Annotated in this window: 17 protein-coding genes; 9 read left to right on the top strand and 8 right to left on the bottom strand. The window is 57.0% G+C overall.

Annotated features, from left to right (window positions below; translation table 11 throughout):
* Positions 1-229 precede the first annotated feature (229 nt).
* The 4 genes from ACWFTY_RS11850 (at position 230) to ACWFTY_RS11865 (ending at position 9,173) form a co-directional block, all read left to right on the top strand.
* Complete coding sequence (locus ACWFTY_RS11850; RefSeq protein WP_447524428.1) at positions 230-3,376, top strand: TonB-dependent receptor domain-containing protein; 3,147 nt, start codon at positions 230-232, stop codon at positions 3,374-3,376.
* Positions 3,377-3,486: 110 nt separating this feature from the next.
* Positions 3,487-5,511 carry a tetratricopeptide repeat-containing sulfotransferase family protein gene (locus tag ACWFTY_RS11855; protein WP_447524429.1) on the top strand — a complete coding sequence of 675 codons (2,025 nt, stop codon included), beginning with the start codon at positions 3,487-3,489 and terminating at the stop codon, positions 5,509-5,511.
* Positions 5,512-5,901: 390 nt separating this feature from the next.
* Positions 5,902-7,494 carry an isocitrate lyase gene (locus tag ACWFTY_RS11860; RefSeq protein WP_447524430.1) on the top strand — a complete coding sequence of 531 codons (1,593 nt, stop codon included), beginning with the start codon at positions 5,902-5,904 and terminating at the stop codon, positions 7,492-7,494.
* A gap of 203 nt (positions 7,495-7,697) precedes the next feature.
* Positions 7,698-9,173, top strand: a complete 1,476-nt coding sequence (locus ACWFTY_RS11865) for a S41 family peptidase (protein WP_447524431.1) — start codon at positions 7,698-7,700, stop codon at positions 9,171-9,173.
* Between the two features lie 24 nt (positions 9,174-9,197).
* On the opposite strand, the gene ACWFTY_RS11870 is transcribed toward ACWFTY_RS11865, so the two are convergent.
* The 4 genes from ACWFTY_RS11870 to ACWFTY_RS11885 all read right to left on the bottom strand — a co-directional run bounded on the left by ACWFTY_RS11870 (position 9,198) and on the right by ACWFTY_RS11885 (position 11,309).
* Positions 9,198-9,680 (bottom strand): anthrone oxygenase family protein, encoded by a 483-nt coding sequence (locus ACWFTY_RS11870; protein WP_447524432.1) that lies wholly within the window; start codon positions 9,678-9,680, stop codon positions 9,198-9,200.
* Positions 9,681-9,775: 95 nt separating this feature from the next.
* Positions 9,776-10,273, bottom strand: a complete 498-nt coding sequence (locus ACWFTY_RS11875) for a hypothetical protein (protein WP_447524433.1) — start codon at positions 10,271-10,273, stop codon at positions 9,776-9,778.
* Positions 10,274-10,665: 392 nt separating this feature from the next.
* Positions 10,666-10,968 carry an addiction module antidote protein gene (locus ACWFTY_RS11880; RefSeq protein WP_447524434.1) on the bottom strand — a complete coding sequence of 101 codons (303 nt, stop codon included), beginning with the start codon at positions 10,966-10,968 and terminating at the stop codon, positions 10,666-10,668.
* Positions 10,969-11,012: 44 nt separating this feature from the next.
* Positions 11,013-11,309 (bottom strand): type II toxin-antitoxin system RelE/ParE family toxin, encoded by a 297-nt coding sequence (locus ACWFTY_RS11885; RefSeq protein ID WP_447524435.1) that lies wholly within the window; start codon positions 11,307-11,309, stop codon positions 11,013-11,015.
* 249 nt (positions 11,310-11,558) lie between these two features.
* Between ACWFTY_RS11885 and ACWFTY_RS11890 the strand changes: the two genes are divergently transcribed.
* The 4 genes from ACWFTY_RS11890 to ACWFTY_RS11905 all read left to right on the top strand — a co-directional run bounded on the left by ACWFTY_RS11890 (position 11,559) and on the right by ACWFTY_RS11905 (position 15,569).
* Complete coding sequence (locus tag ACWFTY_RS11890; protein ID WP_447524436.1) at positions 11,559-11,990, top strand: ester cyclase; 432 nt, start codon at positions 11,559-11,561, stop codon at positions 11,988-11,990.
* Positions 11,991-12,128: 138 nt separating this feature from the next.
* Positions 12,129-13,904, top strand: a complete 1,776-nt coding sequence (locus ACWFTY_RS11895; protein ID WP_447524437.1) for a hypothetical protein — start codon at positions 12,129-12,131, stop codon at positions 13,902-13,904.
* A 272-nt stretch (positions 13,905-14,176) separates the two neighbouring features.
* Positions 14,177-14,623, top strand: a complete 447-nt coding sequence (locus ACWFTY_RS11900; RefSeq protein WP_447524438.1) for a GFA family protein — start codon at positions 14,177-14,179, stop codon at positions 14,621-14,623.
* Between the two features lie 448 nt (positions 14,624-15,071).
* Complete coding sequence (locus ACWFTY_RS11905; RefSeq protein ID WP_447524439.1) at positions 15,072-15,569, top strand: DUF4402 domain-containing protein; 498 nt, start codon at positions 15,072-15,074, stop codon at positions 15,567-15,569.
* A 138-nt stretch (positions 15,570-15,707) separates the two neighbouring features.
* Here the strand turns inward: ACWFTY_RS11905 and ACWFTY_RS11910 are convergent, their stop codons facing one another.
* Together ACWFTY_RS11910 and ACWFTY_RS11915 are read right to left on the bottom strand one after the other, a co-directional pair.
* Complete coding sequence (locus ACWFTY_RS11910) at positions 15,708-16,568, bottom strand: cupin-like domain-containing protein (RefSeq protein WP_447524440.1); 861 nt, start codon at positions 16,566-16,568, stop codon at positions 15,708-15,710.
* Between the two features lie 163 nt (positions 16,569-16,731).
* Entirely contained in the window at positions 16,732-17,589 is an 858-nt protein-coding gene (locus ACWFTY_RS11915; protein ID WP_447524441.1) for a hypothetical protein, read from the bottom strand.
* A gap of 364 nt (positions 17,590-17,953) precedes the next feature.
* Between ACWFTY_RS11915 and ACWFTY_RS11920 the strand changes: the two genes are divergently transcribed.
* Positions 17,954-18,124, top strand: a complete 171-nt coding sequence (locus tag ACWFTY_RS11920) for a CsbD family protein (protein ID WP_447524442.1) — start codon at positions 17,954-17,956, stop codon at positions 18,122-18,124.
* Positions 18,125-18,289: 165 nt separating this feature from the next.
* On the opposite strand, the gene ACWFTY_RS11925 is transcribed toward ACWFTY_RS11920, so the two are convergent.
* Both ACWFTY_RS11925 and ACWFTY_RS11930 read right to left on the bottom strand, forming a co-directional pair.
* Positions 18,290-18,844: a hypothetical protein gene (locus tag ACWFTY_RS11925; RefSeq protein ID WP_447524443.1), complete on the bottom strand. Its 555-nt coding sequence runs from the start codon at positions 18,842-18,844 to the stop codon at positions 18,290-18,292.
* 85 nt (positions 18,845-18,929) lie between these two features.
* Positions 18,930-19,520 carry a hypothetical protein gene (locus ACWFTY_RS11930; RefSeq protein WP_447524444.1) on the bottom strand — a complete coding sequence of 197 codons (591 nt, stop codon included), beginning with the start codon at positions 19,518-19,520 and terminating at the stop codon, positions 18,930-18,932.
* Positions 19,521-19,685 lie beyond the last annotated feature (165 nt).

The following is a 19,685-nucleotide window of genomic DNA, read 5'->3' on the forward strand; positions in this document are numbered from 1 at the left end:
CTCCTTTCGGGCTGTTGCAAAAATGAAACGTTTGTCGAAAATTCGAATAACCCCCTACCGATTTTGTTAGGACAGGTGAGTTACCGGTGCAATACAGGTGACAGTCTGAAGGTTGGAATTTTCAGAGAATAGACAACTACTCCTGCAAATTTTTGACCTGAATACTGATGATTGGCCACAAGAGATGGTCACCATCCACTATCTGTTCAGTCCAGCAGGGAGAAGATCAATGACTCACAGAAACCACACAAACCTGAGATATGCCGCCGCGCCACTGGCGCTGAGTATTGCACTTGCCTCAACACCCTCATTTGCCCAGGCAACGGATGTCGCCGAAGCCGAAACGGAAACGGAAACGCTCATCGTGGTCACCGGATCGCGTATTGCGCGCCCGGGCGTCGACTCACCCTCGCCAGTTACCGTGGTTGCCAGTGAAGATATCAAATTGCAGGGCGTAACCCGCGTCGAAGATATTTTGAACTCTTTGCCAGCCGTTTCTGCCAGCCAGGCATCGTCTCTCGCCAATGGCGCGGACGGTACCGCAACGGTCGATCTTCGCGGCCTCGGCTCCAACCGCACATTGGCGCTGATTAACGGTCGCCGCATTGTACCGGGCGATCCGTCACCGGCCAGTGGCTCTGCAGCCGACATCAACATCATTCCGGCTGCTATGCTCAAACAGGTTGAAGTCCTGACCGGCGGCGCATCCTCGGTGTACGGTGCTGATGCTGTTGCCGGTGTTGTGAACTTCATCATAGACGATGAATTTGAAGGCTTCCGGGTAGATGCACAATATGGCTTCTACCAGCATGACAATAACAACAAGTTCGTCCGCCCCTTCCTAGATGCGCGAGGGTTCCCCTATCCGGACGGCGGCATTTCCGATGGCGGGTCCATCGATGCAACCGTAGCTTTCGGCTCGAAGTTCGCCGATGACCGCGGTCATTTCATGATCTATGGCGGCTATCGCAAAATCGAGGCGGTAACCCAGTCGGAGCGCGACTTCAGCGCCTGCGTCCTGCAGAATACCGGTAGCGGCGCCAACAACTGCGGCGGTTCGGCAACAACACCAAATGGCAATATACTGGTGTTTGACACAGCGGTAACGACCGGCACTTCGACATTCTATACTTTTGCACCAAATGGCGGTTTCGAAAACGGATTGGGCGTCTTCAACTTTGCGCCTTTCAACCACTTCCAGCGTCCCGACGAGCGTTTCACCGCCGGTGCTTTTGTGAAATATGAAGTCAGCGATTCCTTCCGGCCCTATATGGAATTCCAGTTCATGGACAACAAGACGGTGGCACAAATTGCGCCGTCGGGTAACTTTGGCAATACATTGACGTTGAACTGCGATAACCCGCTGATGTCCGCCGCACAGGCAGCCGTCATCTGCGACACGGACAATCTGATCAGCGGCTTTGTCGGGACATTCCCGACAGCGACCACTGCTCCGTACAATCCCGATCCGACCGCTCCTCCGATCGACTTTGCAGACGGCCAGGGCGGAACTTATAATCAGGGCTACGCACTAACCCTCCGTCGCAACCTCGAAGGCGGTCCGCGTCAGTCCAATCTTGGCCATACGACGTTCCGCGGTGTTCTCGGCGCGAACGGCGATATCTCGGACGTCTGGAGCTACGATGCTTATTACCAATATGGTAAGGTTGATTACTCGCAAGTCTACTCGAACGAGTTCTCGATCGCACGGCTGACCCGTGCGCTTGATGCGGTAACCGACAATCGTCCCGGCAGCGCGACACAGGGACAGGTTGTCTGCCGTTCACTGATCACTGCCGGTGACACGAACTGCGTACCTTATGATCTTTTTGCCGGTGAAGGCGGAGCCAGCGATGCGGCTGTCAATTATCTGAACGTATCCGGCTTCCAGTCTGGTGAAACGACCGAGCAAGTGGCCAATGTCTCGTTCACAGGCGACCTTACGAACTATGGTATGGTTTTTCCGTGGGCCGAAGATGGCGTACGGGTCAATATCGGCGGTGAATGGCGGAAAGAGACGCTTGAACTGGAAGTGGACAACGGCTTTGCAACCGGTGACTTGTCCGGTCAGGGCGGCGCTACCTTGCCGCTTTCGGGTGGTTTTGACGTACTGGAATTCTTTGCTGAAACGCAGATTCCCGTGATCCAGAATGGCATTGTCGATACGTTCGAGATTAGCGCTGGCTATCGTCGTTCGCATTATGAAACCACTGTGGACCAGTCGTTCAATACCAATACGTTCAAGATCGGTGCCGAGCTTGCACCGATCCCGGACATCCGTTTCCGTGCGATGTACAACCAGGCTGTTCGGGCACCAAATATCCAGGAGCAGTTCCGGACATCAGCTGTCGGACTGAGTGGTTCGAATGATCCTTGTGCCGGGATTACCATCTCTGCAACCGATTATGGCTGTCTGGCGCAGGGCCTTATTGTAGGCCAGGGCGTCACACCGAACCCGGCCGGACAGTATAACGGTCTGCTCGGCGGCAATCCGACCCTGCAGCCTGAAACGGCAAAGACCTGGACGGCAGGCGTGGTTCTTCAACCGAACTTCATTCCGCGACTGTCGCTGACGATCGACTATTTCAATATCAAGGTCGACGATGCGATCCGCAGCTTTGGTGTTGACGCGGTGCTCAACAATTGTGTGACCAATGCGACCGCAACCTTCACGCCTGACTCCTGCGCTCTCGTCAATCGCGACGCTGCAGGTTCGCTCTGGCTGACACCCGGCGGCTTCACGGTTGATCTGCCAAACAATGTCGGTAGCCTCCAGACATCTGGTATCGAAATTGCGGGTAACTATTCCGTACCAGTCAGCTTTGGTACGGTCTCGCTGTCGATGAACGGAACCTATCTCGACTCATACGAGGTCGAAAATGGTCTAACCAACGGCGACGGCAGCGCGGTTTCCTACGACTGTGCAGGCCTCTACGGGCCGACGTGTAGCGTTGGCGGCGTATCCGATGCAGGTGCGCCGCTTCCGCGCTGGCGCCACAAGGCTCGCGTGTCGCTGAAAACGGATTCGGGCTTCGGCGTATCGGCGCAATGGCGCTTTATCGGCAAGGTGAAGGCTGAAACGGTTTCATCGTTCGATGCTCTGAACCCAAGTGGGCAGACTGATCACGCTGGCCCTGGCACAAGGATCTCGTCGTACAGCTATATCGATGCGGTGCTCACCTATAACTTGAAGGAGCAATTCACCTTCCGCCTTGGTATCAACAATCTGTTTGACAAGGAGCCGCCCCTGGTAACCTCCGGCGGTGGTGGAACCCCGAACCTGTGCCCAACGGGCCCTTGCAACGGCAACACCTATCCGGCGACCTATGACACGCTTGGGCGTTATATCTTCGCTGGCGTTACGCTCGACTTTTAAAGCGGAGCTGATCTATCATATTGGAGGGCTCCCCGACGGGAGTCCTCCGTTTTCTTTTTGGGACCGGCACATCTATAGCGGTCCAACCAGCAACGAGATCGGAACAGCAGATGGTTGGCAAAACCTCCCCTAATCAAGATCAAGATAGCGGTTCCACGCTGGATCAAGCGATACTGGCCGCCCAGCGTGGTGATCTGGTCAAGGCCCGATCGATCGCGGAGGGAGGCTTGCAAGCAGATGCCGCTGATATGGTGCCGATCAATGCGTTTCTCGGCATGGTCTGCGCCCGGCTGCAGGATTTACCGGCCGCGGCGCGTCATCTCGCGCAAGCGCACGCGCTGATGCCGCAAGATATCACGATCGCCTGCAATCTTGTCGCGATATTGATGGATCAAGACAGGGACGCCGAAGCGCTGGCAGTGGCAACCGCCGAACTGGCACAGGCGGACGAGAGCCTGCGGGTTGCCCGTTATCGCGGCTTTCTGGCACAGAAGCTCGAGCATTTTGCCGATGCCATCACAGCCTATGAACTTGTCCTCGCCGACCATCCGGATGATTTCGAATGCTGGAACAATCTCGGCAACGCGCGCGCCGGAACTGACGATTATGAAGGCGCAGTCAAAGCGCTGCGGCGGGCGATCGAACTTGATCCGCGTGCCGCGCCCGCCCGGCTCAATCTGGCCGACGCCTTGGTCGCTCTCGATCACGTCGATGAATCGGAAGCGGAACTGGTCAAGGCGATTGACGAATTCCCGGACGACGCCCGCCTGCCCTATCAGCTTTATCTGCTCTACAAGATGCAGCTCAGGCAGGAAGAGGCTCTCGCTGCATTGTTCAAGGCCGCAGACCGCGATCCGAACTCTGCCGACTATCAGCTAAAACTCGCTATCGAATATGGCGTGTTGCGGCGTACCGCAGACGCCGAGCGCGCCTATTTACGGACCATCGAACTCGATCCGACAGAGCTGGACGCCTATCTCGGTCTCGCCATCCAGTATGAACATACCAATCGCGAGGAAGAATTCGCGCCGCTTATTGCGCTGGCGCGCAGGAACGGGATCGCGCCGGAACCTTTGGCTTATGTCGAAGCCCTGCAACTGCGCCGGGCCAAGCGGTTTGAAGAAGCGTTGACCAGGCTCGATGCAGTCCCTGCCGATGTGGAACCCATACGAACCACCCATGCGCGGGCCACGCTGCTCGACCGGCTCGGCCGGACCGACGAGGCCTTCGATACCTATACGCGAGCCAATATACTGGCCTATGAGGATAATCCGACCGCCCCGCTCGATCGCGCCAGAGAGTTGCGCGAGCAACTGGCGCAGGAGATCAATATGCTCACGCCGGACTGGCGCGATTCATGGCGCAAAGCCGAAATCACCGACGAGCGTCCCGATCCGGTCTTTCTGGTCGGCTTCCCGCGGTCCGGGACCACATTGCTCGACACCATCCTGATGGGCCATCCGGACACGGTTGTGATGGAAGAGCAGCCGCCGCTGAATCGCGTTGAAGAAGCTCTGGGCGGGCTGTCGGCATTGGCCGGAATGGACAGCGAGGCCATCGCCAAGGCGCGCGACGATTATTTCACCGAGGTCGAGAAAATACAGCCACTCGCTCCGGGCCAGTTGCTGGTCGATAAGTCACCGTTGTTCCTCTACCGGCTTCCGCTGATCCAGCGTCTGTTTCCGAAGGCGAAGATCATCCTCGCTCTGCGCCACCCCTGCGACGTGGTGCTCAGTTGTTTCATGGCAAATTTCCGGCTCAATTCGGCCATGGCCAATTTCCTCCGACTGGAAAATACAGCGCAATTATACGATCTGGCCTTTCGGCACTGGCAGACCTCGCTGGCCTTATTTCCGGCGAGCGTCCATCCGATTGTCTATGAGCAGCTGGTCGAAGATGTCGCCACCGAGGTCCGCCCCCTGTTTGATTTTCTCGACCTGCAATGGGATGACAATGTGCTCGACCACAGCCGGACCGCCAAGTCGCGAGGGCTGATCACCACGGCGAGCTATTCGCAAGTGACAGAGCCGATCTATCAACGTGCCAGCGGCCGATGGGAAAAATATCGCGACCATCTCGCACCGGTTATCCCCGTGGTCGAGCCGTGGATCGAAAAGTTCGGGTATCAGAGCTGATATAGGCCTGATTGACCGCCCTTCCCCTTTTTCGAGAAGCACCGACTTGTCAGACTCATGTTATCCAACATCCTCAATTCGTTTCAGGATCGCGATGGGCAAGCGGACCGGTCGTTGCTGAGCTTCCCAAATAACGGCACGAGCCGCAGCTTCGAGAAGCCCATCGTCCGATCGTAGCATGTGAAGCGCTGGCGCTTAAGCTGGCAGACAGCGAGTGTAAATATATTTACAACATTACACTCCACATCCGGCTTTCTCATACATTCCGACTCATAAATCGACAAGATTCTCTGGAACAATCCCTTAAACTCGGCCAAACAGTCTCTCAGACGCTGCAAATATTTTTACAGCATAACGTATAACCGCCTCCCCAGTTTAAGGAAGAATATTATGTCCTATCAAGATTTCAAAAGTTCAGCCGACAATCTTATCAACAGCCAAAATGGCGCATGGACCGGTATCGATGCCGAATCCGTTGCCCGGATGCAGTTGCAGAACCGGTTCAAGACCGGCCTCGACATCGCCAAATATACCGCAGCGATCATGCGCGAAGACATGGCAGCCTATGATGCCGACAGCTCAAAATATACCCAGTCGCTGGGCTGCTGGCACGGGTTTATCGCCCAGCAGAAGATGATTTCGATCAAGAAGCATTTTGGCGATACCAAACGGCGTTACCTGTATCTGTCCGGCTGGATGGTTGCCGCGCTGCGTAGCGAATTTGGTCCTTTGCCCGACCAGTCGATGCATGAGAAGACGTCTGTCCCTGCATTGATCGAAGAGCTTTACACCTTCCTGCGTCAGGCCGATGCTCGCGAGTTGAACCTGTTGTTCCGCGACATTGATGCAGCGCGCGACGCCGGTGATTCAGCGGCTGAAAAAGCGGCAATGGACAAGGTCGAGAATTTCCAGACGCACGTTGTTCCGATCATTGCCGATATCGACGCCGGTTTCGGTAACGCCGAAGCCACCTATCTGCTGGCCAAGAAGATGATCGAAGCCGGTGCCTGCGCGTTGCAGATCGAAAACCAGGTTTCCGACGAAAAGCAGTGCGGTCACCAAGACGGCAAGGTTACCGTGCCGCATGAAGATTTTCTCGCGAAGATCCGCGCCTGCCGCTATGCCTTCCTCGAGTTGGGCGTAACTGACGGCATCATCGTCACCCGCACCGACTCTCTGGGTGCTGGCCTGACCAAGCAGATTGCGGTTTCCAACGAACCGGGCGATCTAGGTGACCAGTATAACAGCTTCCTCGATTGCGAAGAAATTGATCCCGCCACCGCGAAGAACGGCGATGTCATCATCAACCGCGACGGTAAGCTCATGCGTCCGAAGCGCCTGCCTTCCAACCTGTTCCAGTTCAAACCGGGCACCGGCGAAGACCGCTGCGTTCTCGACAGCATCACCTCGCTGCAGAATGGCGCCGACCTGCTCTGGATCGAAACCGAGAAGCCTCACGTCGAGCAGATTGCCGGCATGATGGACCGGGTGCGTGAAGTCGTTCCGAATGCAAAGCTGGTCTACAACAATTCGCCTTCGTTCAACTGGACGCTGAACTTCCGTCAGCAGGTCTATGATGCGATGGCTGCAGAAGGTCTCGATGTTTCCGGATATGAACGTGACGGCCTGATGGACGCGAAATATGATGACACCGAACTGGGTGAAGCGGCTGACAAGCGCATCCGCACCTTCCAGGCCGATGGATCGAAACGCGCCGGTATCTTCCATCACCTGATCACTTTGCCGACTTATCACACCGCAGCCTTGTCGACCGACAATCTGGCCAAGGAATATTTCGGCGAAGCTGGCATGCTCGGATACGTCCTCGGCGTACAGCGCAAGGAAATCCGCGAAGGGATTGCTTGTGTAAAGCATCAGAACATGTCCGGCAGCGACATTGGCGATGATCACAAGGAATATTTCGCCGGTGACGCCGCCCTGAAAGCCGGTGGTGCGCACAACACGATGAACCAGTTCGGCTAAACAGCCAGAGTTCAGGTGCCCCCAGCCCCCTTTGCGGGGCACCTGATCCAAACCGTTTTCCTGGGGAGGAAAAACTATCCGTCGGCAGCGATGCCGGCGGATTTTTTCTATGTGGACAATTGGCCCGAACGCTATCAGTGTCGATCATATCGGGTTAAGCCTCTCGCGCTTGACCTTCGTTCAGTCTGGCAAATGGGGGCAGCATGGCATTGCGGAAATCCGGTTCGATATTGGCATTGGCAGCATTGCTCGCATCCTGTGGCGGCGGCGGAGGCGGCAACAACAATGTCAGCCTGCCGCCCGGAGGTGGTGGCGGATCAACGCCAACGCCGACCGGGACAACCTGCTCGCTACAAAGCCGTCAGAACTGGGCGTTTGACCAGATCAACGAATGGTATCTCTTTCCCGAAACCCTGCCCGGCAGCCTGAGCCCGACCCCTTATGCATCGGTGCAGGATTATATCGACGCCCTCACCGCCACCGCCCGCAATCAGGGACGGGACCGGTTTTTCACCTATATCACCTCGATCGCCGAGGAGAATGCCTTCCTGAATTCCGGCGCGACCGCGGGCTTTGGCATCAGGCTGAGCTATGACAGCAACGCGTCGCGGGTCTATATTCTCGACGCCTTTGAAGGCGCGCCCGCGCTCGCCGCCGGACTTGATCGCGGCGCCGAGCTGCTCGCGATCGGGACCAGCTCCGGCAATCTCGAGACCGTGACCTCGCTGTTTGCGCAGGGCGGTGCCGGCGCGGTCAGCAACGCGCTCGGCCCCTCGACAGCGGGCACCAGTCGCGTGCTGCGCTTCCGCAACGCGGCGGGTGTCGAGACCACGACCACGGTCAGCAAGGCCGACTATGACATCCAGCCGGTCTCGCCGCGCTATGGCGTGCAGATCATCGACAATGGCGGCACCATGACCGGCTATATCAATCTGCGCACCTTCATCGACAGCGCCGAGCAGCAGCTGCGCGATGCTTTCCTGCAGTTCCGCAACGCCGGTGTGACCGAGCTGGTCATCGACCTGCGCTATAATGGCGGCGGGCTGGTGCGGACCGCCGAACTGTTCGCCGATCTGCTCGGCCGCGACCGCTTCACCAACCAGGTCCAGGGCGTGACCCGCTTCCGCGCCAGCAAATCGGCCAATGATGAGACCCGCAACTTCCAGACCAGGGCCCAGTCGATCGCCCCGACCCGCATCGCCTTCATCACCACCGGCGGCTCGGCATCGGCCAGCGAGCTGGTGATCAACGCGATGATCCCCTATCACGACGCCAATATGGCGCTGGTCGGCAGCAACACCTTTGGCAAGCCGGTTGGCCAGATCGGCCTCGACCGCAGCGCCTGCGACGACCGCATCCGGATCATCGCCTTCGCCACCGAGAATGCCGACGGCAATGCCAATTATTTTGACGGCCTGGCCAGTTCGCTAACCAACAGCTGTCAGGCGGCGGACGATATCAGCCTGCCGCTTGGCGATCCCGCCGAAGCGTCAACAGCCCGCGCGCTCGGCTTTCTTGCCGGAGCCGCCTGCACCCCGATCGCGGGCGTGCTTGACGGCGCAACCAGCAGCGCCACCAGAGCGGCATCGGCGCAGCGCGCACCGTTGTCCCTGCCCCGCGAACTGCTGATGCCGGCCCGGCCAACGCCGGCCCAGCGCGAGGTGCCGGGATCATTCTGATATCCGCCGGTCGCCTCGTGACGGCTACCGCTCGGCAATCGCGGCGATCAGCAGCACCAGCGACACCGCGCAGCTAATCGTCCGGACATGGTTCCACGGTAGCCAGCGCTGCATATAGCGGACCCACATCGCTTCGGCGTCCGGACCATTGGCGGCGGTGGCCTCGAGCGCATTGTTGAGCGGGACATTGCCGATCATCGTCACCACCAGCATGCCGACGATATAGAGCGCGCCGCCAATCACCATCTGCCAGGCACCGGCGCTGCCCCACTGCATCACGCCAAAGACCGCGAGCAACAGACAGGCGAGGCTGCTGGTGAAAAATAGCGGCAGGAACAGCGACCGCAGTATGATCCGGTTGATCGACTGCATCGCCAGCATCCCCGCCGGGCGCTCCAGCGCGTCGAGCGACTGCATGACGAACACCGAGAAGGTGAAATAAACGCCCGCCATGATGCCGACCGAGACCGCGGCGAACCAGAGGGTTGCGGTGATCACTTGTTCCATCGATATTCTCCTCGTCTGTCGCGCGGGGGACCGGTCCATCTTGCGGCGAAAAAAAGTCCGAGTCACGTTTTTCCCGCCACGCCGCTCCCCGAACTTTACACAGACGGGCGCTTTTGTTTTCTGTAACCTTCCGGTTCTGCGCCCCGATCCTGCTCCGGCGGCAGCAGCCGGTCGAGCCGCCCGAGCAGCGCCAAAAGCGCGGAATTATCGGGTTTCTGGATCGTTCCGACATAGCGGCCGCCGCGCAATATCGGGCGGTAGCTGCCCTGTCTGATCCGCTGGAACAGCGTTTCTAGTGTGACCTTTGCTCTGGGAGTGCCCGGCACGCCCAATATCGCGTCCCAGGCCGCAACAAATTCCTCTGCTCCCGGCTTGCGGCGCAGGCGGTAAGCGCTCTCCCGGCTCATCCCGACAAGAGACGCCGCCTTTTTGACGCAACGGGTCTGCGCCAGCAAGCCGATAAATTCCGCCTGCCGGACCGGCGACCAGCCATCGGGGCGCGGTCGTAGCGGGACGGGCGTGAAAGCGGGGATGCGGGAAATGCGGCGGCTCTGGACCGCGGCGCTGCGGGGATCGGGGCGGGAGTCGGACATGGCGGGGATTAGGGCACATCGGGAGCGGTGTAGGAAAGCGGTTTTTTGATGAGTTAAGCCCCTCCTTTTTAAAGGAGGGGCTGGGGTGGTTTCTCCCAGCAAAGCGCAATCCCCGACAATCAGAGACACCAACTGCCGCACTCCCTTGTTCGCTGACGCGAGCGATGCTTGCGCATCGCCACCACCCCTAAATCCCCTCCTCTGAAGAGGAGGGGCTGGAATTTTTGCTCGAAGTCCCGAACAAGTTGACCACCGTGATCCTTGGCTCAGGACCTCCCCCTCCTCCGTCATCCTGAACTCGTTTCAGGACCCCGCAAGGCAGGCGCGCAATGGATGGAGGTCCTGAGCCGCAGGCCACCGAAGGTAAACGAGTTCAGGATGACGAGGTTTTTCTACGCAGCCTTTGCCTCAATTTCCTTCACCGCCAACTGCAGGTTCATAGCGCCGAGCACACCGAGCAAGGTTTCCAGCGTCGGATTGCCGTCCTCGCTAAGCGAACGATAAAGCGCCTGCCGCTTCACACCGGATTTCCCGGCGATCATGGTCATGCCTTCGCTCCGGGCAATGGCGCCAAGCGCAGCGGCAATATAGCCGGCCTCGCCGCTATCCAGAGCGTCGTTGAGCAACTCGATAACATGGGCTGGCTCGGTAATATATTTCGCCGCATCAAAGGGCTTGGTCTGCGATTTGGTCATTTAAGTATGTCCTATGTTGCCAAAACAGGGATTAAGCACCTGCTTCAAATCTGCTTCGCCATCTCCTTGGCTTTCGCTATCGCCTTTGCCTGCCCCTTCTTGTCGCTGCCGCAGAGCAGACAAACCACGGTCTGGCCGCGCATCGTATAATATAGACGATAACCCGGCCCATATCGAATTCGCAGCTCGCTCACTCCGTCACCAAGCGATTTCCAGTCCCCGAGCAACCCGGATCTTATCCGGACCAGTCGCTTGGCAATTTTGAACTTTGCCATTGGGTCGCGAAGGCTGTCTAGCCAGTCTTCAAACACTTCCGTTTGCTCGACCTGATACATTGTCATTTATATATGACGGCTTTGAAAAATGTCAAGTTGAACGCAGAATGCAATGTGGCCCTCCCCCCTTCGTCATCCTGAATTTATTTCAGGACCTCCCTCGACTGCGCGCCTGCCTTAAGGGGTCCTGAAACAAGTTCAGGATGACGAGTGGGGTGTTTCATGACCACGGTTTCCCCCACCCCCACAAACCCGATTGCATTCCCCTCCCCGCTGCGCGAAACCCTCCGCAACAAAACAAGGGAGAGCGAAAATATGACCGACCTCGAACAAGCACGGCTGAAGGTCGTGCGCGATCATATGGCGTTGGAGATCACCCATGAATGGGATGCGGTGATCGATACGTTCGCGCATCCGCGCTATGAATTATACGGCAATGGCACCATATTCGACGGCGAGGAAGCGGTGCGCAAATATTTCGCGATGTCGCGCACGCCCTTTCCCGACCAGGCCAATGAAGTGATCGCGATCGGCGCGGCGGGCGAGCATGTCGTGCTGGTCGAATTCTGGCTCACCGGCACCCATCTCGGCCCGCTGACCATCGGCGAGCGGGTGATCGAGCCGACCGGCAAAGCGTTTCGGGTGCGCATGGCGGCAAGCTTTGAGTTTGCGCCGGGGACGGACCGGATCATTTGCGAACGGGCCTATTTTAGCGATGCGATGATTGCGCGGGAGTTGGGGTTGTGAAAGCCAGAGAAGATCGAAGAATATACTTCGGTACAAATTTATGAAAAACCGTCTATTTAGTTAATTAGGCGTTTTAATTACCAAAATTAGCATGAGTAAACTTGCACAAAGTTAAAATATTGACCTGATAGGATAGAAATGAAAAACAAGCACATTGAGGATACACTCACTTCTTACTTGTCTAAACCACCATTTGGCGCTTTGTTGGTCACCGGAGATTGGGGTTGCGGCAAGACCCACTATGTCAAAGAAAGCAAAGCGTTTCGAACAAACTCCACTGCTATAATTTCGATCTACGGAACATCTAATCTAAAGCAGATTCAGGAAAAAATAGTTTATTCAGCATATCCTTTGTTGGGAGACAAAACAGCCAAGGCGCTTGGCAGCCTGGCCCGCAGCGCACTTGGCGTATTTCGTTTTGATATCAATTTAGAAATGAGCGACCTGTTCGAAATAGATGGAATTCAGGCTATCGTCGTCGACGATTTGGAAAGAACTAATTGTGATATTGAAGAGGTACTTGGATATTTCAATGGTTTGGTTGAACATGAGAAAAAGCATGTAATACTTATCGGAGATTATTCTTATTTAGAAAAAAAGGGCAATTTCTCAGAAATTAGAGAAAAAACAATCGGCAAGGTAGTTTCAATTTATCCCGACTTCCAATCTACAATAGCATCAATCTCCTCTGAAGTTTCCGGTGAATATTCGGGCTTTCTGCTCGATGCCGTAGATGAAATTGAAGATACTTTTCAAAGAATCCAATCAAAGAACCTGAGAGTTTTGAAGCAGATTATTTTTGAATTTGAGGAGATATTTGAACACATCAACTCGCTTGATTGGATATCAAAAACTCAAAAGCAAAAAATTTTTCGACAGTTTCAAATTTTTGCCATCGCTTGGAAAACCGGAAGTTTGAAACGCAACGAATTCGCACAGCGATCGGAATTTCAATATGCTGGGATTTTTGAAAAAGATGATGCCAAGCCCGTAAATTCAGTCGTTAAACTCGCAAACTTATTTTCTCGCGATGAGATATTTACCCTTTATCTGGACAATGAATATTTCGTTCGAAAAATATGCGACGGCTTATCTGATATTGAACTATTGGACCGGGGACTAAATGACATCCGAGAAACCACGGATCCAGAGCGACACCCTGAATGGAGGATACTGTGGCACTATCTAGACCATGATCGCGAGACAATACAGACCGCTTACAACAGGCTCCGAATACGATTTGCAAATCGTGAATACCTCGATGCAGGAGTGATCGTGCACGTATTTGGAATTATGATTGAAATGCATAAAGCCAAATTGGACAGAAGAGCGCTGGATAAAATCATTCGTGAAAGCAAACGATATGTTGATGATCTATATAAAGCTGGAGACCTACCTGCACTTTCAGACGATCTACGGGACTCGTTGAAATATGGTAGTGCACATGGGTTAGGATTTATGAACTTTGGCGATGAGAGCTTCAGAGTTATTTTTCAATATCTGGAACGGCAGTCTAAATTACTCTCTGATGAAGGTCGTGTCGAAAACCTCAAAATGCTAATCAACAACCTCGAGGGCAACGAGGAAATCTTTCAAGCGGTAATAACAGACTATTCTGAAAAATTTTCGGTGGCAAGCGGACCCTTTCTTACCCAGGTACAATCAAAAAAATTGGCTCAAGCCGTGATGAAGTGTTCAGGGAAAACACAGGCCAATTTAATCCGTGCGATAGGGCAAAGATATTATAACTTCTCCCAGCTAGTTGACCAAGAGGGCTCATGGTTAACAAGCTTCACAAACCAATTAAGACGGATAGCAGAAGCTCTGCCTGCACCAAATGCATATAGGATCGATCGCCTAATCGAACTATCCTTAAGCGAACCGCTATCAAGGTTCGCTGCAACTCAACGTTAGAGAATTGGCGTCACCTTTCATCTCATCCGGCGATCTGTTACAATATTGAGATGCCACATACAGAAGTTGTGATTTTATATCTGGCGCCGTTGCACTAGTTCCTCGTTCTTTCCCAAGGAAATCAGATGAGAGCCCCCAACCCAACCCTCTAAGAGGATGGCCTGAGCCTTAGCATCAATCCAATCCCGCTCCCCCCGCCCCTCATTATTACCCCATGCAAAAGCAATCGCCTTTTGATATCCTCCCCCCCACCCAAAACAAGAGGCCCGACCATGACCACCCCCCAACCAACCCAACGCCAGGGCCACTGCCTCTGCGGCGCCATCACCATCACCGCGACACAGGCCGCCAGCCATGTCGATGCCTGTCATTGCCGGATGTGCCGGCGCTGGGGTGGCGGGCCGTTTGTCGAGATTGATTGCGGGACGGACGTGCTGATCGACGGGGCGGAGCGGATGACCGTCTACAGCTCGTCGGAATGGGCGGAGCGGGCCTTTTGCGGGGATTGCGGCTCGCATCTCTTCTATCGCCTGAAGGGTTCGGGCGAGCATATGGTTTGCGCCGGGCTGTTCGACGACGCGACCGACAAGGATGCCGGGCTGCGCTTGCGGCGGCAGGTGTTTATCGACGAGAAGCCGGCTTATTACAGCTTTGCCGGGGATAGCGAGACGCTGACCGGGGCGGAGCTGTTCGCGATGATCGCGGCGGAGGGGGAATAGGAACTTCAGTCCGGTTGGTGCCGGGTCCTTCGACAGGCTCAGGACGAACGGGGGTGGTGGAGGCTCGTCATCCTGAACTTGTTTCAGGACCTCGTTCGGCAGGCGCGCAGTCGAGAGGGATCCTGAAACAAGTTCAGGATGACGACGCGAACCAACCTGCCTCCTAGACGCCGGCCCTTCGACAGGCTCAGGGCGAACGGAGTGGTGGACGCGCCTGATCTTGCCGCACCCGTTCCGTTCGTGCTGAGCTTGTCGAAGCATGGGTGGGAAGAACCAACCTGCCTCACAGACGCGGCCCTTCGACAGGCTCAGGGCGAACGGGGGGCGCCCTGCCCCGCCCCATCATGGTAAAGGCCGGTTTAACCAGTCTGGTGCACGATATTTGCACAGCTGTAACATTATGTAAGCCCCTGCAAATTTTGCGAAACAGGGTTCGGGGGAACGGGACATGGCCAGAGGGATGATGCGATATTGGGTGGTGGCGGCTGCCGTGGGCGGCGCGCTGGTGCCGTCGGCGGCGATGGCGGAGAGCGCCAGCGCCGACAGCAAGGCGCAGGTCTATAGCCCGATCCAGTTTGCGGTGCTGCTCGAGCTCGACTTCGGTAGCATCATCGCGGGCAGCAGTGGCGGCAGCGTGGTCCTCGATCCGCTGGCCAGCGCGCGCAATTGCGGAACGATGATCTGCACCGGCTCGTTCAGCTGGTCGCGGCTGTCGCTCAGCGGCAGCGACGCGACCGTCGCCATCAGCTACGCGCCCTTATTCTATCTCAACGGGCCGGGTCAGCCGATCGGTGCGGAGCTCACCTATCCCGGCGGCTCGGGCGCGCAGATCCAGATGACCGGCGGCTCGGCAGAAGTCCAGTTCGGCGCGATCCTGCACATCAATCCGGACCAGCTGCCCGGCGCCTATAGCGGCCAGTTTGCTGTCGATGTGAATTATCAGTAATTTGGGGTGATGGGTTTGCGGCTTCGGGCTCAGGTGTGGGCTGGGATTTTGTGTGGCCACCGTCGTTGACCTGCGGTCGCCTTCGGCTCGACAAGCTCAGGGCGAACGGACTTGTTTGACCCATCACACGCCCCTGTCCTACCCGCGCCCCATCATCCGTTCGGCGCGAACCAGCGCGCGCTGGCTGTAGCTTTTGAGGCGGTTGTCCGCCGGGTAGAGTTGCGGCGAGGACGGGCGCAGGCCGAGCTTGCGCAGGCGGCTGTTGAAGCGGCAGGCGTCGGCGTGGTGGAAGCTCCACTCGCTGCGCCAGGTCAGCGACAGCGAGACCGAGACCTCGTCATGGACCTTGACCCAGTGCGGGCCGAGGATCGGCACATAGATCGCCTCGCCCGGGGTGACGGTGATCGGCTGGCCGCGCTCGGCCCATTCCTCCTGCCACGGCAGGTTGCGCGGGCCGCCGTTGAAATATTGCTCGAAGAAGCGGTCGCTGATCATCTCTTTGTCGCCGGCCGGGAAGAATGTCATCGTCTTGCTGCCGCGCGCCTGGAACAGCATATTATAATCGGGATCGAAATGCAGGGGCGTCACCACTTGCGGCGAGGAGATGAAGATAAAGCCCTCGAGCCGCATCATTGCGCCGGTGCGCGGCTCGACCACCGGCTCGATCGCGCCGAGCACATCGTGCATCAACTGGGCATAGGCCGGGTCCTGATCGATGGTCTTGAGCAAAACCCAGGAGCCGCAGCTTTCGATTCTGTCGATCGTTTCGTGGACATCGAGGCCGGTATAGGGCGTTTCGTCGTTGCTTATGCCGAGCGGCAGGTCGGTGGCGGCGTTAAACTCGATCGATTCCGGACGCAGCCGGCGGGCGAGCGCAGCCAGCGCATCGAGCTGCAGCAGCGGATGGTCGGCAATCCGGTGCTGCAGATGGCGCGGCGCAAGCGGATAGGCAGCGGCAAGCGCGTCTATCGTATCGCTGGTAAACGGCTGGCTATCCATCGCCCGGTGGTTCCTGTTGTTTGTCAGGTCCGCGGGGATAAGGTGCGATGGTTAAAAAACGGTCAAGCCGCCCGCTATTCCTCGCCTTTTCCGATCGCCGCCACCGATACCGGTCAGCTGCCGCTGCTCGACCTCATCGGCCGTGGCCCAAGCGGACTGGCGTTCAGCATTTCCGCTTGTTTCGTTCCACTTCGCTGGCTTCCTTGGCATAGACGACGGTATAATTATCCTCGATCCCGGTCAGGTCGATGTTGAGCCGCACCGCGTCTTTGCCATTGACCTGGACTTCGGTCACCACCGGTCGCCCGCCAATCTCGTCCGGCAGCGATTCATTGGCATAGCGGACAATTTCGTTGCCGTTGGGGCCCTCGATCACCAGCCATTTGCCGGCGTCTTTCTTCTTCGCATAGACCTGACAGCCATCGGGTTGCGGATATCCCGGCACGGTTGTCTTGCGCGGCGAGCCATAGCTGACGAACAGGCCTTCGCGTCTCCGGGCCTTTTCGCGCAGGTCGGCGAGCAGGTCGTTCTCGCTGATCCGGTCCTCGATTTCAGCCTTGGCCGCCGCCGTAAGCAGCGCATCGCCGGACAGCCCGTTGCTGGTCCGGATATCGGTCACGATCTGCTTCAATTCGCGGCTCAGGCTGAGCGCGCTGACCTCCGCGCGCGCGGCCACAGGGTCTGTGCCGCTGCCTCCGGCGATCGCTGCCCCTGCAGCAGTGGACCGGTTGGTGTTGAGCGGACCAGACGGCACCGTACCGCTGTCGCATGTGCTGTTTGGAGCCCTGAACTGAATCTTGCTGAACCCGTCCTTGTCCAATTTGTCGATGCCGCAGATTTTGTCATTATAGACGAGAAAGGTCAGGCTGAAGGCGACCATGATCAGGGCGAGCGAGGATAGCCATGCGGTGCTGCCGAGCATCGACTTGCCTTTGTCGAAAATCTTTTGATAATCGAAGCGCGGCGACGTGCTGCCATTATCGCCGACATCAGGTTCAACTGGACCAGTCTCTTCTGTCACTGAACACCCCCCCGGGTTGGTATCTTCGAAATATCGCGGCAAATGCCATCGAAGACATGGGCCAATCATAACAAATATGCGCTCGCTGTCAAAGCATGAGCAAAGTAAAACCGCTGGCGAATTCGAATGTGTCCTGATCGAGAATATTGGGATCGAGCCGGGTTGCTCTCGGCCGCTCCAAAGTCGGCGTAGTGCCTGCGCGACGCCACCGATATCCGGCAAAGCGCCAGTCCGTTTTTTACGAGCGCCAGTCTGCTGTTGCGGCGGGAACGAACGGGCGGTTCGTGCTTATATATATTGTGCCGGCAACAACGCCTGCATCCCCCAAGGGCCGGACAACCGGCCAAACAGAAGGACCATGAAAATGGGCGAATTCGTAGACAAAGTAAAAGGCAATGTGAACGAAGCCGTTGGCAAAGCCAAACAGAACAGCAATGACCCCGAGACCCGTGCCAAAGGCGCGGCTCAGGAAACCAAGGGCAAGGCCCAGCAGATCAAGGGCTCCGTCAAGGGCGCTCTCGGCGACAAGGTCTAACCCACCCCTCCCTGAACCACGGCGCTGCCTGCTCTCCCTCTCCCTCCTACGCAGCAGCGCCAACAGAAAAGCCGTCCCTTTCGGGGCGGCTTTTTTTGGGTTTGGCGGGAGTCTGCCGGTGCTGGTTTGATAACTGATCTAGTGCATTGATGCCGCTATTCCTGCTTAACCTGGGACATATACCCAAATGCGCCGGCTCCCCATCGACACCGCGTTCAGACTTTTCGCAGCTTCGGCCTGAACCGGACGCCCCTCGCACGGGTCTGCATAGATTTCCGCCATTCTGCGCAAGCTGTTGCGTGGCGCGTTGTTGAATTCATAGACGCCTGTGATAAGGTTACGATACATCACCATAGAGCCCCATAGATTATGGAGTTCCTTGTCTTTCGGGCAACGCTCGTCATCACGCAGCATCTTGCGAACTTCAGCAACGGCACGCGGGTCTCCTCCAACGGCGGCGCCAGTCAGCAATATTTCAGCCTTTACCGGATCACGTTCGACGACATTGCCATCACGATAAGCAAGGCCTAGCGGGTAACGTGCGGACACCTCGCCCGCTTTCACTTCTTCCATCAGCATCGGCACAGCCTGTTGATGGTCGCCCGCGGAATAGAGCTTCATACCCGGCGTGCCTTTCACACCAGCGGCGCATCCGACGCAGGCGACAGAAAGCCCCAACACACCCAATATTCTAGCGGATTTTTTCAGTAGTTTATTCAATGTTTGGCCCCTCTATTATGCCTGTTCTACAATATCATGAAAACTAGGGGGAATGGCGGCGACACGCAACACCCGCCGGGAATTTCTAGGAACAGGCCTCGACATAGCCGAGCACCGGCATCGTGCCGACGTGGATCTGGCTGACCGTACCGTCGCTGCCGATTTCGAAGCGTAGAGCGGGATCGCCGCTGGCGGCATTGGGGGCGGTCAGATATTTGGCCGGCGGGTCGCCATATTTATGCGGCGTGGCGGGGAAGGCAAAATATTGCTTCACCGTCGCTTCGCTGGCGCCGGGGCCAATGCCCTCGACCAGCTTGACCGGTGAACCCTCGCTGATCGTGATCCGGCGGACCTTGTTCGCTTCGACAATCGCATAGGCGTCAGGATAATCGGGCGAGGCCATCACGAGGCAGCCATCGGACGCCTGCACGCCTTCGGCTTTCCAGCTGCTGGTGGCGGGAACCGGCTCGCCGATGCGCAGATCGCCTAGACCGGCGAGCGTTAGCGTGTTTGCCGATGGCGCGGGATCGGGTGCGGGGACTGGCTTCTCCGGCGCCACCGGCGGTGCGGGTGTCACAGAAACAGTCTCGTCCGCGGCCGGCTCGGCGTCGGGGGAGGACTGCGATGAACAGGCCGCCAAGAGCGCGAGGAGGATCAGGGAGAGGGTTTGTTTCATGTTGGGGCTACTCTTCGGTGGGGGGAAGGTTGCTTGGTGGGGAAGCCTCAGCGTAATATTCTGTTAAAAGTGCAATTTCACCGAAATCATAGGACGGACAGTGGGTTAAGTGGGAGTGTCTAACAAAGGTTGTTGGAGATTGCCGCAAGTATTTCGAGGGCATAC

The organism is Parasphingorhabdus sp. NYA22 (assembly GCF_976973735.1).

Excerpts from the sequence above, each read along its gene's own strand:
- ACWFTY_RS11850 (WP_447524428.1), top strand. The coding sequence starts at position 230 with ATGACTCACAGAAACCACACAAACCTGAGATATGCCGCCGCGCCACTG.
- ACWFTY_RS11855 (WP_447524429.1), top strand. The coding sequence starts at position 3,487 with ATGGTTGGCAAAACCTCCCCTAATCAAGATCAAGATAGCGGTTCCACG.
- ACWFTY_RS11860 (WP_447524430.1), top strand. The coding sequence starts at position 5,902 with ATGTCCTATCAAGATTTCAAAAGTTCAGCCGACAATCTTATCAACAGC.
- ACWFTY_RS11865 (WP_447524431.1), top strand. The coding sequence starts at position 7,698 with ATGGCATTGCGGAAATCCGGTTCGATATTGGCATTGGCAGCATTGCTC.
- ACWFTY_RS11870 (WP_447524432.1), bottom strand. The coding sequence starts at position 9,680 with ATGGAACAAGTGATCACCGCAACCCTCTGGTTCGCCGCGGTCTCGGTC.
- ACWFTY_RS11875 (WP_447524433.1), bottom strand. The coding sequence starts at position 10,273 with ATGTCCGACTCCCGCCCCGATCCCCGCAGCGCCGCGGTCCAGAGCCGC.
- ACWFTY_RS11880 (WP_447524434.1), bottom strand. The coding sequence starts at position 10,968 with ATGACCAAATCGCAGACCAAGCCCTTTGATGCGGCGAAATATATTACC.
- ACWFTY_RS11885 (WP_447524435.1), bottom strand. The coding sequence starts at position 11,309 with ATGACAATGTATCAGGTCGAGCAAACGGAAGTGTTTGAAGACTGGCTA.
- ACWFTY_RS11890 (WP_447524436.1), top strand. The coding sequence starts at position 11,559 with ATGACCGACCTCGAACAAGCACGGCTGAAGGTCGTGCGCGATCATATG.
- ACWFTY_RS11895 (WP_447524437.1), top strand. The coding sequence starts at position 12,129 with ATGAAAAACAAGCACATTGAGGATACACTCACTTCTTACTTGTCTAAA.
- ACWFTY_RS11900 (WP_447524438.1), top strand. The coding sequence starts at position 14,177 with ATGACCACCCCCCAACCAACCCAACGCCAGGGCCACTGCCTCTGCGGC.
- ACWFTY_RS11905 (WP_447524439.1), top strand. The coding sequence starts at position 15,072 with ATGGCCAGAGGGATGATGCGATATTGGGTGGTGGCGGCTGCCGTGGGC.
- ACWFTY_RS11910 (WP_447524440.1), bottom strand. The coding sequence starts at position 16,568 with ATGGATAGCCAGCCGTTTACCAGCGATACGATAGACGCGCTTGCCGCT.
- ACWFTY_RS11920 (WP_447524442.1), top strand. The coding sequence starts at position 17,954 with ATGGGCGAATTCGTAGACAAAGTAAAAGGCAATGTGAACGAAGCCGTT.
- ACWFTY_RS11930 (WP_447524444.1), bottom strand. The coding sequence starts at position 19,520 with ATGAAACAAACCCTCTCCCTGATCCTCCTCGCGCTCTTGGCGGCCTGT.